This is a genomic window from Streptomyces sp. NBC_00090 (genome assembly GCF_045160815.1).
GTDB lineage: Bacteria > Actinomycetota > Actinomycetes > Streptomycetales > Streptomycetaceae > Streptomyces.
This window is the reverse complement of record NZ_CP108224.1, coordinates 4,122,229-4,137,858: the sequence shown is the minus strand read 5'-3', so window position 1 is coordinate 4,137,858 and position 15,630 is coordinate 4,122,229. Positions and strand designations below refer to the sequence as shown.

The following is a 15,630-nucleotide window of genomic DNA, read 5'->3' as shown; positions in this document are numbered from 1 at the left end:
GGTCGCCTGAGTCGCGGTCAGCGGTCAGCGGTCAGCGGTTCGCCGCGCCGCCCCGCCGCCGCGCCGCTTCTCCGTCCCTCCGTCCCTCCGCCCCGACGATTCGGGGGCTCCCGAATCGATGGCACCGCCCCTCCGCGGGCTTCTACCGTCCGCCGCATGCTCGCAATCGAGGCGGAAGCGCTGCGCCGCACCTACACCAGCAGGACCGGGTGGCTGAAGCCCCGGCGGACCGAGACCGAGGCCGTGCGCGGGGTCACCTTCGAGGTGGCGCCGGGGGAGCTGTTCGGCCTGCTCGGCCCCAACGGCGCCGGGAAGACCACCACCATCAAGATGCTCAACACCCTGCTCCTGCCGACCTCCGGCACGGCCCGGGTGTTCGGCCACGACGTGGCCCGCGACCCCGTCGCCGTACGCCGCCGGATCGGGTACGTCTTCGGCGGCGACCGCGGCCTCTACGACCGGCTCTCCGCGCTCGACAACCTCCGCTACTTCGCCGAGCTCTACGGCGTCGAACCCCGCGCGCAGAAGCGGCGCATCGCCGAACTTCTCGACCTCGTCGGCCTCGTGGGGCGGGAGAAGGAGCGCGTCGAGGGGTACTCGCGCGGCATGCGCCAGCGCCTCCACATCGCCCGCGGCCTGCTCCACCACCCCGACGTCCTCTTCCTCGACGAGCCCTCCATCGGCGTCGACCCCGTCGCCGCCCGCGACCTGCGCCGTACGGTCGCGGACCTGGCCGCGGCCGGCACCACCGTCCTGCTCACCACCCACTACATGGCCGAGGCCGACGAGCTCTGCGGCCGGATCGCCGTGATCGCGGGTGGACGGATCCGCGCCCTCGGCACCCCCGAGAGCCTCAAGTCCCGGGTACGGGGCCGGGACGTGCTGGAGATCGAGGCGTACGGGGTGGACGAGGAGCGGCTCGACCGGGTGCGCCGACTGGCCGGGGTGCGGGGCGCGTCGGTCGAGGACCGGGGAACCCTGCAGATCGTCACCGTGCAGACCGGACGCGGCTCCGCCGAGCTGCACGGGCCGGTGCTGGCCGCGCTGGACGGCGTACGGATCGGACGGGTCACGAGCCGCGAACCGTCCCTGGAGGACGCGTACATCGCGATCGTGGAGGAGGCGACGGGCGCCACGGACGGGGCCGTGGCCGGAGCCCCGGAAGACGTCAACGACGGGGCCGTGGCCGGAACCCAGGACGACACCACGGACCGGGCCGTGGCCGGAGCCCCGGAGGGCGTCGCCGAGGAGCTGTCCGTATGAGGCGCGTCCCGCGGCTGATCCTCGTCGGGGTGCGCACCCACGTCTCGTACATGTCGCGCTCCCCGATCGAGATCACCTTCGCCGTCCTCGTCCCGCTCGTCTACGCGACCCTCGCCGTCTACCTCTTCCGGGCCGCCGGCGACCCGGACCGGCTGCTCACCGCCTCCGTCGGGGCCGGACTGATGGGCATCTGGGGCTCGGTGCTCTTCGGTTCGGGCGGCGCGGTGCAGAACCAGCGCTGGCTCGGCACCCTGGAGACCCTGGTCGTGGCGCCGGCGCCGCTCGCGCTCGTCCTGCTCCCGATCACCCTCGCGACCGCCGTCATCGGCACGTACGCCATGGGCGCGACGGTCCTGTGGGGCGTGCTCCTCTTCGACGTCCCGCTCGACTTCGCGCACCCGCTGCTCTTCCTGCTCGCCGTGCCCGTGTGCGTCCTCGCCCTCGGCATGATGGGGCTCCTCCTCGCCGCCACCTTCGTCCTGCTTCGCAACGCCAACGCCCTGGCCAACCCGCTGGACACGCCCGTCTGGCTGCTGTCCGGGCTGCTCGTGCCGGTCACCGTGCTGCCCGCCTGGACGCAGCCCCTGTCCTGGGCGCTGCCCACCACCTGGGGTGCGCGGGCCGTGCACGCGGCGACCTCCGGCGGGGACGTGGTCCCCCCGCTGCTCGCCGCCGCCGCGCTCGGGGCCGGATACGCCCTGGCCGCCGTCCTCGTCCTCGGGCGGGTGGAGCGCCGGGCGCGTGCCGCCGCCACCCTCGCCCTCACCTGAAAGGCCAGACAGAGATGTTCCGTTTTCCCGGCACCGCCCGGCTCGTCGTCGTCGGCGGGGCGATCTCCTACCGGGCGCTGTTCAACTGGACGACCCCACCGATGTTCATCGGAACCCTGCTGGTCGGGCCGCTGCTCCAGGTTTTCTTCTTCGTCTTCCTCGGCAGGGAACTCGGTGTCGCCGACGACCGTTTCCATCTCGTAGGAAACGCCGTCCTCGCAGCTTCCGCCTCCTGCGTGTACGGCGGCACGATGGCCGTCGCCAACGAGCGCCGGTACGGCACGCTCGGCGCCGTCCTGCTCTCGCCCCGGCACCGTGTCCCGCTCTGGATCGGACGCGCCCTCCCGTACGTCCTCAACGGGCTGTTCGTCAGCGCCTTCGTGCTCACCGCCGCCGCGCTGCTCCTCGGGCTGCCCGTGCCCGCCGGGGCGCTGCCCGGGCTCGGGCTGGTGCTGCTCGCCGCCGCCGGTGCCTGCTCGGCCTTCGGGCTCGCGCTGGGGGCGCTCGGGCTCCGCTTCCGCGACGTCTTCCTGGTGTCCAACGTGGCGAGTTCGGGGCTGCTCCTCCTGACGGGCGCCGCCGTGCCCCGGGAGTCGCTGCCGGAGTGGATGCGCTTCGCCGGCGAGCTGCTGCCGCTCACGCACGCGGCGGACGCGGCGCGGCGACTGACCGCGGGCGGCGGCCTGGACGGGGCCCTGCTCGGGACCGAGCTCGCCGTCGGCGCGGGATGGGGGCTGCTCGCCGTCGCCCTGCTCGCCGTCTTCGAGCGCGGCAGCCGGCGCCGGGCCACGCTCGACGTGATGTGAGCAGGCCACGACGTGATGCGAGGAGGCCTCGATCTGATGCGAGGAGGCCTCGATGTGATGTGAGCAGGTCTCGACGTGATGTGACAGGAGAGGAAGAGGTGAAGTGAGGAGTGGGTCACTACCGGCCATCTTCGTGAAACCGCGCGAGCCGGTCCGCGTCGTTCACCCGGAATTCGCACCCACGACGCCCGGAGGTGTCAGCCTCGGCTGCGGGAGACGAACACCGCACGTGAACGGAACGGGGTACGGGCATGGAGAGCGGGCCGGCGATCTTCGCGGGGGCGGCGTTCACGCTGTTCGGGGGCGCGCTGCTGCTGTGGACCACCGTGCGGGTGCTGCACCGTGAGCCCGTGGCGTACGGGGTCGCGCCGCGCACCGCCGTCGCGCTCACGAGCCTCTTCGGCGCCGCCTCCCTGGCCCTCGGCCTCTGGTGCTTCGGCCGGCTCTGATCCCGGCTCCGATACCGCCTCCGGCCCCGGCTCCGGTCCGGCTCCATCCTGCCTCCGGTCCGGCTCCGATCCTGCCTCCGGGCCGCCTCCGGGCCAGCTCCCGATCTTGTTCCGATCCCTCCGGCGTGACCGTCCGCCCCGCCCGACCTGAGGTCCGGGCGGCAGGAATGCCAGGACTCGGGTTACCGTTCGAGTGGCCGTTGCGGGCTTTCGCCGTTTGACACGGGGGCGGGTTGTACCGTCACACTCCGCAGCGACGGGAGCGTCACCGTCCGTGCCGCTGCCGTGCGTGCCAGCGCCGTACGTGCCAGAGAGTGTCGATCCGGAGAGAAGAGCGAAGTTGTCCCCGACCAGCGAGACCGCACACGGCGGCCGCCGACTCGTCATCGTCGAGTCGCCTGCCAAGGCGAAGACGATCAAGGGCTACCTCGGCCCTGGCTATGTCGTCGAGGCGAGCGTCGGACACATCCGCGACCTCCCCAGCGGCGCCGCCGAGGTGCCGGAGAAGTACACCGGCGAGGTACGCCGCCTCGGTGTCGACGTCGAGCACGACTTCCAGCCCATCTATGTCGTCAACGCCGACAAGAAGGCTCAGGTCAGGAAGCTCAAGGAGCTGCTCGCCGAGTCCGACGAGCTCTTCCTCGCCACCGATGAGGACCGCGAGGGCGAGGCCATCGCGTGGCACCTCCAGGAAGTCCTGAAGCCCAAGGTCCCGGTCCACCGGATGGTCTTCCACGAGATCACCAAGGACGCGATCCGCGAGGCCGTCGCCAACCCCCGCGAGCTCAACCAGCGGATGGTCGACGCCCAGGAGACCCGCCGCATCCTCGACCGGCTCTACGGCTACGAGGTCTCGCCGGTCCTGTGGAAGAAGGTCATGCCGCGGCTGTCCGCCGGCCGCGTGCAGTCCGTCGCCACCCGGCTCGTCGTCGAGCGCGAGCGCGAGCGCATCGCCTTCCGCTCCGCCGAGTACTGGGACCTCACCGGCACCTTCGGCACCGGCCGCTCCGGTGACGCCTCCGACCCGTCCTCGCTGGTCGCGCGCCTCGCGGCGGTCGACGGCAAGCGCGTCGCGCAGGGTCGTGACTTCGGCGCCGACGGTCGGATGAAGACCGACAGCGTGCTCCACCTGGACGAGGAGAAGGCACGGGCGCTCGCCGCCGGGCTCGCCGACACCGCGTTCTCCGTGCGCTCGGTCGAGTCGAAGCCGTACCGCCGCTCCCCGTACGCCCCGTTCCGCACCACGACCCTCCAGCAGGAGGCGAGCCGCAAGCTGGGCTTCGGTGCGAAGGCGACCATGCAGGTGGCGCAGAAGCTGTACGAGAACGGCTTCATCACCTACATGCGTACGGACTCCACGATCCTGTCCGACACCGCCGTGACGGCGGCCCGGGCGCAGGTCACCCAGTTGTACGGCGCCGACTACCTGCCGGAGAAGCCGCGCGTCTACGCGGGCAAGGTCAAGAACGCGCAGGAGGCGCACGAGGCGATTCGCCCTTCGGGTGATCGTTTCCGCACCCCGGCGGAGACCGGCCTGACCGGCGACCAGTTCCGGCTCTACGAGCTGATCTGGAAGCGGACCGTCGCGTCCCAGATGAAGGACGCCACCGGCAACTCGGTCACCGTGAAGATCGGCGGCCGCGCGGCGGACGGCCGGGACGCCGAGTTCTCGGCCTCCGGCAAGACGATCACCTTCCACGGCTTCATGAAGGCGTACGTGGAGGGGGCCGACGACCCGAACGCGGAGCTCGACGACCGCGAGCGGCGCCTGCCGCAGGTCGCCCAGGGCGACGCGCTGACCGCCGAGGAGATCACGGCGGACGGCCACGCGACGAAGCCGCCGGCCCGCTACACCGAGGCCTCGCTGGTCAAGGAGCTCGAAGAGCGCGAGATCGGCCGCCCGTCGACGTACGCGTCGATCATCGGCACCATCCTCGACCGCGGCTACGTCTTCAAGAAGGGCACGGCGCTCGTGCCGTCCTTCCTGAGCTTCGCCGTCGTCAACCTCCTGGAGACGCACTTCGGGCGGCTCGTCGACTACGACTTCACAGCCAGGATGGAGGACGACCTCGACCGCATCGCGCGGGGCGAGGCCAAGTCCGTGCCGTGGCTGAAGCGCTTCTACTTCGGTGACACCGAGGGCGGTACGGCCGCCTCCGGCGGTGCGGCGGACGCCGGGAACGGCGACGGCGACCACCTCGGCGGCCTCAAGGAGCTCGTCACCGACCTCGGCGCGATCGACGCGCGCGAGATCTCCTCCTTCCCCGTCGGCAACGACATCGTGCTGCGCGTCGGCCGCTACGGCCCGTACGTCGAGCGCGGCGAGAAGGACTCCGAGGGCCACCAGCGCGCCGACGTCCCGGAGGACCTCGCGCCCGACGAGCTGACCGTCGAGCACGCCGAGGAGCTCCTCGCCAAGCCGAGCGGCGACTTCGAGCTGGGCGCCGACCCGGTCAGCGGCAACCAGATCGTCGCGAAGGACGGCCGCTACGGCCCGTACGTCACCGAGATCCTGCCCGAGGGCACCCCGAAGACCGGCAAGAACGCGGTGAAGCCGCGGACGGCCTCCCTCTTCAAGTCGATGACGCTCGACACCGTCACCCTGGAGGACGCGCTCCGGCTGATGTCCCTCCCCCGGGTCGTCGGCGCGGACGCCGAGGGCGTCGAGATCACCGCGCAGAACGGCCGCTACGGCCCGTACCTGAAGAAGGGCACGGACTCGCGGTCGCTCACCGACGAGGAGCAGCTCTTCTCGATCACGCTCGAAGAGGCGCTCGCGATCTACGCGCAGCCCAAGCAGCGCGGCCGGGCCGCCGCCAAGCCGCCGCTGAAGGAGCTGGGCACCGACCCGGTCAGCGAGAAGCCCGTGGTCGTCAAGGACGGGCGCTTCGGCCCGTACGTGACGGACGGCGAGACCAACGCCACCCTGCGCACCGACGACAGCGTGGAGACGATCACGCCGGAGCGCGGCTACGAGCTGCTCGCGGAGAAGCGCGCCAAGGGGCCGGCCAAGAAGGCCGCCAAGAAGGCCCCGGCGAAGAAGGCCACGACGGCGAAGAAGACGGCCACGAAGACGGCGGCGAAGAAGACCACCGCCGCCAAGACGACGGCCGCCAAGACGACGGCCGCCAAGACGACGGCGGCGAAGAAGACCGCCGCGAAGAAGACCACGACGGCGAAGAAGACGACCGCGGCCAAGAAGACGGCGGCGGCTCAGCCGGAGTAGTCGCCGCCGCCCCGGCGGGGCGCGGAGAAGACGAGCGGGAGGGGCGGGGGCCGAGGGCCTCCGCCCCTCCCGCGTTCGTCCTGTCACAGGCTCGTCCGGATGTTCGGGCGGGGGCCGCGGGGAGCAAGGGCGTCCGGATAGGGTGGACGGATGACGCGAGCAGAGCAGCCAGACCGCCTCGGCGATTCCGACGCCGCACTCGTCGCGGATTCCCAGGAGCGTGCCGTACGGGCCCTCCTGCGCCATCAGCCCCTGCGCCGGCTGTGGAGCGCCCACGTCGTCGGCAGCGTCGGTGACGCCCTCGCCCTCCTCGTCCTCGTCCTCCTGGGCCTCCAGGCGGCCGTCGCCGAGGGCGCGCTCGGGGGCGGCTACCGGGGCGCCGCCCTCGCCGTGGCCGCCGTCGTCGGCACGCGTCTGCTGGCCTCGGTGCTCTTCGGGGCCGTCCTCCTCGGACCGCTCACCGCGCTCACCGGGCCCGACGGCCCGCTCGACCGGCGCTGGACCATGATCGGCGCCGACGGGCTGCGGGTCGCGCTGCTCGTCATCGCGCCGCTGTGGATCGACTGGATCCCCGACAGCGCGCTCTGGTTCCTGCTCGGCACCGTCTTCGTCACCGGTGCGGCCGAGCGGCTCTGGACGGTCTGCCGCGAGGGCGCAGCGCCCGCGCTGCTGCCCGCCCCGCCGCTGGAGGGCGCCGCCGTACGGCCGCTCCCCGACCACCTCGGCGCGCTGCGCCGGCTGTCCCAGCGCACCGGCTTCCTCGCCGTTCCGGCCGCGGCCGCCGTGCTGTTCGTCGCCACGCTGGTCGGGAACCTGCTCGGCACCGGACTCGACTGGTTCTCGCTGCACCAGGCGGCCCTCGGCTCGTACGTCGCCGCCGGACTGTTCGCCGCCTCCGTCACCGTCGTCTACGCGATGGCGCTGCCCGGCGGGCGGACGCCGAGGCCCCGCTCGCCCCTGGAGGGGCTGCGCCGCCCCACGGCCGGGAAGGGCCAGGTCACGGCGGAGGGCGACGACGCGACGGCCTCAGCGACCGGGAAGGCCTCCGAGGCCGGAAGCCCGGTGGCCGGGAAGGCCTTCGCGACCGGGAAGGCCGCCGTGGCCGGGAAGGGCGTGGCGACCGGGAAGGCCGCAGCGACCGGGAAGGCCGTGGCCGACAAGGGCCGTACCGGCATCCTGCCCCTGCTGGTCCTGACCTGCGCCACCGTCGCCGGGGCGATCGCCGCGGCCGCGTCCCTCGCCGTCCTCCACGCGTACGACCTGGGCGGCGGTCCCGTCACGTACGCCCTCCTGATCCTCGCGCTCAGCGGCGCCACCGCCGTCGGCATCCGCACCGCGCGTTCGGTCCTGCCCGTCCTGTCCCGGCGCCGGCTGCTCGCCCTCGCGACCGCCGTCACCGGGGTCGCGCTGATCGCCATGGGCCTGGTGCCGGACACCGCGACCGTGCTGTTCCTCGCCGTCCTCGCCGGGTACGCGGCCGGTGTCGCCGCGAACACCGGCCACATCCTCGTCGACCAGGAGACCGAGGAGCCGCGCCGGGCCCGGACCACCGAGCACCTCCAGGCCAACGCCCGCGTCGGCATGGCCGTGGGCGCCCTCGGCGCCCCGCTGCTCGCCGCCGCGATCGGGCCGCACCGGCTCGCCTCCGGCAGCTTCGTCTTCGCGCACGGCGGCGCAGCCTTCACGCTCGCCCTGGTCGGCGCGCTGCTGCTGCCGGTCGCCGCGCTCGTCCTCGCGAAGACCGACGACCGGGCGGGCGTCCCGCTCCGCCGCGACCTGCGCGACGCGCTGCGCGGCTCCGACCCGTCCCAGGCGGCGTCCCCGACCGGCTTCTTCATCGCCCTGGAGGGCGGCGACGGTGCCGGGAAGTCCACGCAGGTCCAGGCGCTCGCCGAGTGGATCCGCGCCAAGGGCCACGAGGTCGTCGTCACCCGCGAGCCCGGCGCCACCCCGATCGGCAAGCGGCTCCGCTCGATCCTCCTCGACGTGTCGTCGGCGGGGCTCTCGAACCGGGCCGAGGCCCTGCTGTACGCGGCCGACCGCGCCGAGCACGTCGACTCCCTGGTCCGGCCGGCCCTGGAGCGGGGCGCGATCGTCCTCTCCGACCGGTACATCGACTCGTCCGTGGCCTACCAGGGCGCGGGCCGTGACCTGTCGCCGACCGAGATCGCCCGCATCTCGCGCTGGGCGACGGACGGGCTCGTCCCGCATCTGACCGTCGTGCTCGACGTCTCCCCGGAGACGGCCCGCGAGCGCTTCACCGAGGCGCCCGACCGGCTGGAGTCCGAGCCGCCGGAGTTCCACGCGCGCGTGCGGGCCGGTTTCCTCGCCCTCGCGGCCGCCGACCCGAGCCGCTACCTCGTCGTCGACGCCGGCCAGGAGCCGGAGGCCGTCACCACCGTCGTACGCCACCGGCTCGACCGGATGCTGCCGCTCTCCGAGGCCGAGGTGAAGGCCGCGGAGGAGGCCCGCCGGAAGGCCGAGGAGGAGGCGCGGCGCCTGGCGGAGGAAGAGGCCGCCCGCAAGGCGGAGGAGGAGCGCCTGGAGCGCGAGCGGCAGGAGCAGCTCGCCAAGCTCCGCGCCGAGGAGGAGGAGCGCAAGCGGCGCGAGGAGGAAGAGGCGCGCCGCCTGGAGGCCGAACGGCAGGCGGAGGAGGCCCGGCGTCGGGCCGAGGAGGCCCGGATCGCCGCCGAGCTCGCCGCCGAGGAGGAGCGGAAGCGGCTCGCGGCGGAGGAGAAGGCCCGCCAGGAGGAGCAGGAGCGGCTCCGCAGGGAGGCCGAGGAGGAGGCCCGGCTGCGGGCGGAGGCGGAGGAACGCCGCCTGGAGAAGCAGCGCAAGGCCGAGGAGGCCCTGCTCCGGGCCGAGGAGGCCCGCCGGATGGCCGAGGCCGCCGCCGCGGCGAAGGCGGCGGAGGAGGCGGCGGTGAGGGCCGCGGCGGAGAAGGTCGCCGCCGAGGCGGCCGCGAAGGCCGCCGCGGAGAAGGCGGCTGCGGAGAAGATCGCCGCGGAGCAGGCCGCTGCCCAGCGGGCCGCGGCTGCGGAGGCGGCCGCGGTGAAGGCGGCTGCCGAGAGGAAGGCCGCTGCCGAGAAGCAGGCCGCGGAGGACGCACGGAGGAAGGCCGCTGCCGAGAAGCAGGCCGCGGAGGACGCACGGAGGAAGGCCGCCGCCGAGAAGCAGGCTGCCGAGCGGGCGGCTGCCGAGCGGGCCGCTCGGGCCTCCGAGGTGTCGGCGAACGAGGTCACCGTGCCGACGCCGATCGTGAAGCCGGACGCGCCGACCGTCTCGCCCAACGAGGTCACCGTCGCCACCCCGATCGTGAAGCCGGAGGCCGAGACGTCCGTCCTGCCGCAGGTCCGGGAGGCCGCCCGGGAGGCCCGGGGCGTCGACGAGACCGCCGTCCTGCCTTCCGTACGGGACCCCCGTGTGCCGTCCGACCCCGCCGACCGGGTGCCGCAGGACATCTTCCGCGACGAGCAGGCGCAGCCACAGCGTCAGTCGCCGTCGCCGCGTGAGTCGCAGCCCCACGGGGCGAACGACCGGACCCGTGAGCTGCCCCAGCTCGACGAGCAGGGCCGGCCGCGCCGTCGGTCGGACTGGGCCGAGGAGACCCCGCTCGACGATCTGCCGACCCTCGCGGACGAGCTGTTCGGCCCGCACGAGGACGACGAGGGCGACGGCCGCCGCCGCTGAGGTCTCACGGCGTCCCCCGGTCGAGGGTGTAGCTAGCTCCACCCTCGACCGGGAAGCCAGCCCCATACCGCTGTGACCTGCGCTTTTCTAGCGTTGTCGGCATGATGACGACAGCAGTGACGGAGAGCGGCGCCGCACTCGCCCTGGACGGGGTGAGCCGGACGTACGAAGGAACTCGTGGCTCCCGTGGCGGAGTGCCCGCGCTCGACGGGGTGAGCCTCGTCGTGCCGCGCGGGCGGTTCGTGGCGGTGATGGGCCGGTCGGGTTCCGGGAAGTCCACGCTGCTGCGGTGCGCGGCCGGGCTCGAACGGCCGACGGCGGGCACGGTACGCGTCGGGGGCACCGACCTCGCCACGCTGAAGGCGGCCGGACTCACCCGGTTGCGCCGGGACCGGATCGGCTTCGTCTTCCAGTCGCTGAACCTCGTCTCCGCGCTGAACGTGCGGGAGAACGTCACCCTGCCGCTGCTGCTCGCCGGCGCCCGTGGCGACCGGGAGCTCGACGCCCGCGCCCTGGCCGGCCTCGCGTCCGTGGGGCTCGCCGACCGGTCCGAGGACGCGCCCGAGAACCTCTCCGGCGGCCAGCGGCAGCGGGTGGCGATCGCCCGGGCCCTGGTCAACGAACCCGAGGTCGTCTTCGCCGACGAGCCGACCGCCGCGCTCGACCCGGTCACTGCGGCCGGAGTCCTCGCCCTGCTGCGGCGCGCGGTGGACGAGCGCGGCCGGACCGTCGTCCTCGTCACCCACGACCCGGTGGCGGCGGCCTGGACGGACGAGGCCGTGTTCCTGGAGCGGGGCCGGCTGGTCGGCCGCCTCGACCGGCCGGACGAGGCCGGTGTGCGGGAGGCGCTGGGCGGGACGGCCGACACCGGGCGCCACGCGGCCGGACGGTACCTGGCGGTGTCGCGGTGAGCCCGGTGAGGAACCCGGCGGTGAGGCTGCTCGCCGCGCGGTCGCTGCGGACGCACCGGAAGGCGTGGGCGGCCGTGTTCGCGGCCGTCGTCGTCACCGCCACGCTGCTCGGCGCCCTCGCGCTGGCGGTCGGCTCGGTCGGCCTCGGCCACGCGCGCGTGGACCGGTACGCGGCGGCGCCCGTCGTCGTCGCGGGCGACCAGGAGGTCAGCTGGACGGCCGATCCGTGGGGGAGCGAGCCGACCACCGTCTCGGCGGGGCTGACCGAGCGGGTACGGATCCCGGGCTCGGCCGTCGACGTCCTGCGCGAGGTCCCGGGCGTCCGGGCCGCGATCCCGGACGACACCTTCGTCGTAAGGGAGTCGGAGTCGGGGTCGGGGAAGGCTTCGGGGTCGGGGATGGCTCCGGGGTCGGGGTCGGAGTCGGAGTCGGGGAAGGCTCCGGGGCCCGGGTCGGGGTCGGGTACGGAGGCCCGTGCCGCTGCGGCCGCCGGTGCCGGGACGTACACCGGGCGGTCCTGGGAGGCCGCCTCGCTGGCGCCGTACGAGCTGCTCGACGGGCGGGAGCCCCGTAAGGCCGGAGAGGTCGTCGCCGGGGCCGGGATCGGCGCCGGGGCCCGGGTCGGGGAGACCGTGGCCGGGCTTACGGTCGTCGGCGTGGCCGACGGGCCCGCCGCCCTGTACGTCACCGCGCAGGAGGCGCGGCGGCTCGCCGGGCACCCGGGCACCGTCGACGCCGTCGGGGTCCTCGCCGAGCCCGGTGTTCCCACGGACACCCTTCACGCGCGCGTGCGTGCGGCGCTGGACGGCGCCGGGCTCAAGGACACCGCCGCCGGGCAGCCCCTCCGGGCGCTCACCGGCGACGGCCGCGGCGGCGCCGAACACCTCGCCGCGCCGCCCGCGCGCACCGAGCTCCTCGGCGTCCTCGCGGCCGTCTCCGGGACGGTGCTCCTCATCGCGGTCCTCGTCCTCTCCTCGCTCGTCGCGCAGGCGCTCAACCAGCGCGGTGCCGAGCGGGAGCTGCTGCTCGCGGTCGGCGCGACACCCCGTCAGGTGCGGGCCGCCGCCGGCCGGGAGGTGACCCGGGTGGCGGGCGCGGCGGCGCTGGTCGGCGCACTGGCGGCCGTACCGACGTTCCTGGTCGCGTGGTCGACGCTGCGATCCCGTACCGGAGTCGTACCGGAGGGGCTCGTCCTCCCCACCCCGCCCTGGCTGTTCGCCGCCTCGCTCGGCGTCGCCGCCGTCGTGGTCGGTCTCGCCCGGCTCGTCGTCCTCTTCTCGACCCGCCGGGCGGACCGGCCGGGCAGGGGCGCCGGGCGCCGCGTCGGCGGGCTCGTCCTGCTCGCCCTCGGCGCGGCCGCGGCCGGTACGGCCACGACGCAGGGCGGCGAGGCGGCCGGCGCCGCGGCCGGAGCGGCCACGGTGACGCTCGTCGCCGGCTTCGCCCTGCTCGGGCCGTGGATCGCGCGGGGTGCGATGCGGGTCCTGGACGGGCCGTTCCGCCGGCTCGGCGGGGCGCCCGGGCGGCTCACGGCGGCCGGCGCGGCCGCCCACTCGCGGCGGCTCGGGGCCGCGCTCACCCCGGTCGTCCTCGTCACCGCCTTCGCGCTGGTGCAGCTCGCGGCGGGCTCGACCATGGGGCGGGCGGCCGAAGCGCAGGCGAGCTCCGCGACCACCGCCGACCTCGCGGTCTCCGGCACGACGGCGGAGCGGGTGCGGAAGCTTCCGGGCGTCACCGCGGCGACGGACGTGGTGCGTTCGACGGTGGTCCTGGCCCGTACGGAGGCCGGTTCGCCGCGCCTCGACCGGCTGCCGGTCCTCGGCGTGGACGCCGACGGCCTGAAGGGCACGCTCGACCCGGGCGTGGTCGCGGGCGACCTGGCCGGACTCGCCGGGCGCGGCACGGTCGCGGTCGGCGCGGACATGGCCGACGCGCTGGACGCGCGGCCCGGATCCACGGTGACCCTGCGGCTCGGTGACGGCGCGGAGAAGCGGCTGCGGGTGGTGGCGGTGTACGAACGCACGCTCGCCCTCGGCGAGTTCCTGCTGCCGAAGACCGAACTGACCCCGCACATGACCGACCCGTACCCCGCGCGCGTGCTGGTGGCGACGGGCGGTGCGGATGCGGGGGGCGTCGCTGCCGCCACCGGATCCGAGATCGCACCCGAGGTCGCACCCGAGCAGGTCACCGCGGCCGGGGCCGAGTTGAACGGGGTCGTGTCGGCGGCGGTCGTCACCGCGATCGGCGCGCTCACCGTCCTCTCCGTCCTCAGCACCCTCGCCCTGATCGGGGCGGGGCGGCGCGGCGAGCTGGCGCTGCTGCGCCAGGTGGGGGCCTCGGCCGGTCAGCTGCGCCGGATGCTCGGCCTGGAGGCCGGCTTCCTGACGGCCACGGGGCTGCTCCTCGGGGTCGTGGTGGCAGCGCTGCCGCTGACCGCCTTCGCCTGGGCGCTGACGGGCGGCCTGCCGTACCTGCCGCCCGCGCAGGGCGCGCTGATCGCCGGGACCGTGGTGCTGACGGTGGCGGCGGGCGTGTTCCTGCCGGCCTCGGGGCGGCGCCTCAGGCGTTGAGGTACGCGAGCACGGCGAGGACCCGGCGGTGGCCGCCGCTGTCGCTCGGCGGCAGGCCGAGCTTCGCGAAGACATTGCCGATGTGCTTGTGCACGGCCCGCTCGGTGACCACCATCGAGCGGGCGATCGTGCTGTTGTCGTGCCCCTGGGCCATCAGCTCCAGGACCTCGCGCTCGCGCGGGGTGAGGGAGTCCAGCGGGTCGTCGCGGCGCCGGGCGAGCAGCTCGGCGACGACCTCCGGGTCCAGGGCCGTACCGCCGGCGGCGACCCGCTCCAGGGCGTCCAGGAACTCGTCGACCCGCCCGACCCGGTCCTTCAGGAGGTAGCCGACGCCCCGGGCGCCGCCACCGAGGAGCTCGGCCGCGTACGTCTCCTCCACGTACTGGGAGAGGACGAGCACCGGCAGTTCCGGCAGCCGCTCGCGGGCCGCGAGCGCCGCCCGCAGCCCCTCGTCGCGGAAGCCGGGCGGCAGCCGCACGTCGAGGACGGCGACGTCCGGGCGGTGCTCCAGGAGCAGCGGCAGGATCTCGGGTCCGGTCGCCGCGACCCCGGCGACCTCGTGGCCGGAGGAGGACAGCAGCAGCACCAGCCCCTCCCTCAGGAGGGCGTTGTCCTCGGCGATCACCACACGCACGGAAGCTCCACTTCGATCACGGTCGGGCCCCCTTCGGGGCTGGTCAGTCGTACGGTGCCGTCGAGCGCGGCGACCCGGCGGCGCATGCCCGTCAGGCCGGAGCCGTCCCGCTCGCCCGCCTCGGCGCCGCCGCGGCCCTCGTCACGGACGAGGACGCGCAGGCCGGCGGGTTCGCGGGTGAGGGCGACGGAGGCGCGGGCGGCGCCGCTGTGCTTGGCGGCGTTGGTGAGGGCCTCGGCGACGACGAAGTACGCGGCGGCCTCGACGGCGGCGGGGGCGCGGGGGCCGCCGGTGTCCGGGCCGTCGCCGAGGCCCGTCACGGACACCTCGACCTCCAGGCCGCTGCTCGCGGCGAGGGCCCGTACCGCCCCGGTCAGGCCGCGGTCGGTGAGGATCGGCGGGTGGATGCCGCGCACGACGTGCCGCAGCTCGGCCAGCGCCTCCTCGGCCTGCTCCTGGGCGTCGTCGAGGAGCTTGCGCGCGGTCACGGGATCGGAGTCGTACGCCCGCCTGGCCAGGCCGATCCGCATGGAGAGCGCGACCAGCCGGGCCTGCGCCCCGTCGTGCAGATCGCGTTCGATCCGGCGCAGTTCGGCGCCGTGCGCGGCGACCGCGCCCGCCCGGGTGGCCGTCAGCTGCTCGATACGGGCGGCGAGCGCGGCGTCCCGGGCGGCCGACGGGGCCGGGGTGAGCAGCGTGCGCGACCAGTCGGACTCCAGGTCGGCGAGCCGGGTGAGGAGCGGCAGCAGCACCGGCCGCCGTCCGGCGAGCCCGGTCCACACCCCGTCGACGAGCACGGCGACGACCCACGTGATCAGCGAGGCGTACCAGAGCATGGAGCCGTAGAGGAGGTGGGCGGCGGCCCAGATCAGGTCCCGGCGGGTGCCGGGGTCGGTGACCGCGGTCCGCACGCGCGCGGGGAGGGGGCCTTCGAGCGGCAGGTACGCCTCCGGGACGGGCGTCCCGGTCCACGCGGCCGTACGGCGCCGCTCCCAGCCGGCGAGCCGGCGCAGCAGCAGCACGCTCTCGGGGAGGACGCCGGCGCCGATGACCGTGACGGTCAGGAAGGCGGTGAACAGGGCGACGCCGATCATCAGGTAGCCGAGAAGGGCGATCGCGGCCCCGACCGACAGGTGGAGCCACGCCCGGGCCGCTTCCTTGATCGCCTCGCGCATGGTGTCAGGGTAGGCGGCTGCCCGGAGGAGGGCGGTGGAGCGGGCTACACCATCGGTTCGGGGGCGGGCACCGCTGTGCGGGGGAGCCGCGATGGCGAGGATCGAAGGGTCGAGGGGCCGAAGGGCCGAAGGGTCG

Annotated in this window: 10 protein-coding genes; 8 read left to right on the top strand and 2 right to left on the bottom strand. The window is 74.8% G+C overall.

From position 1 onward, the window contains the following. The first annotated feature begins 156 nt into the window (after positions 1-156). The 8 genes from OG361_RS18300 (at position 157) to OG361_RS18265 (ending at position 13,685) form a co-directional block, all read left to right on the top strand. The gene (locus tag OG361_RS18300; protein WP_405854870.1) at positions 157-1,263 is read left to right on the top strand and encodes an ATP-binding cassette domain-containing protein; all 1,107 of its coding nucleotides are present in this window, start codon (positions 157-159) and stop codon (positions 1,261-1,263) included. Continuing rightward, complete coding sequence (locus tag OG361_RS18295; RefSeq protein WP_405854868.1) at positions 1,260-2,033, top strand: ABC transporter permease; 774 nt, start codon at positions 1,260-1,262, stop codon at positions 2,031-2,033. Before OG361_RS18300 ends, OG361_RS18295 begins: the two co-directional genes overlap by 4 nt. A 14-nt stretch (positions 2,034-2,047) precedes the next feature. After that, positions 2,048-2,839, top strand: coding sequence for an ABC transporter permease (locus tag OG361_RS18290; protein WP_405854866.1), 792 nt, complete (start codon positions 2,048-2,050; stop codon positions 2,837-2,839). Between the two features lie 251 nt (positions 2,840-3,090). After that, entirely contained in the window at positions 3,091-3,288 is a 198-nt protein-coding gene (locus OG361_RS18285; protein ID WP_384563456.1) for a hypothetical protein, read from the top strand. A gap of 340 nt (positions 3,289-3,628) precedes the next feature. Beyond that, complete coding sequence (topA, locus tag OG361_RS18280) at positions 3,629-6,514, top strand: type I DNA topoisomerase (protein WP_405854864.1); 2,886 nt, start codon at positions 3,629-3,631, stop codon at positions 6,512-6,514. A 150-nt stretch (positions 6,515-6,664) separates the two neighbouring features. After that, on the top strand, positions 6,665-10,204 hold the full coding sequence (gene tmk, locus OG361_RS18275; protein WP_405854862.1) for a dTMP kinase: 3,540 nt from the start codon (positions 6,665-6,667) through the stop codon (positions 10,202-10,204). A 101-nt stretch (positions 10,205-10,305) separates the two neighbouring features. Then, entirely contained in the window at positions 10,306-11,115 is an 810-nt protein-coding gene (locus tag OG361_RS18270; protein WP_405854860.1) for an ABC transporter ATP-binding protein, read from the top strand. 20 nt (positions 11,116-11,135) lie between these two features. After that, on the top strand, positions 11,136-13,685 hold the full coding sequence (locus tag OG361_RS18265) for an FtsX-like permease family protein (protein ID WP_405854858.1): 2,550 nt from the start codon (positions 11,136-11,138) through the stop codon (positions 13,683-13,685). Here the strand turns inward: OG361_RS18265 and OG361_RS18260 are convergent. Then, entirely contained in the window at positions 13,675-14,319 is a 645-nt protein-coding gene (locus OG361_RS18260; protein WP_405854856.1) for a LuxR C-terminal-related transcriptional regulator, read from the bottom strand. The genes OG361_RS18265 and OG361_RS18260 overlap by 11 nt on opposite strands. Beyond that, entirely contained in the window at positions 14,307-15,494 is a 1,188-nt protein-coding gene (locus OG361_RS18255; RefSeq protein WP_405854854.1) for a sensor histidine kinase, read from the bottom strand. Before OG361_RS18255 ends, OG361_RS18260 begins: the two co-directional genes overlap by 13 nt. Positions 15,495-15,630: the final 136 nt, after the last annotated feature.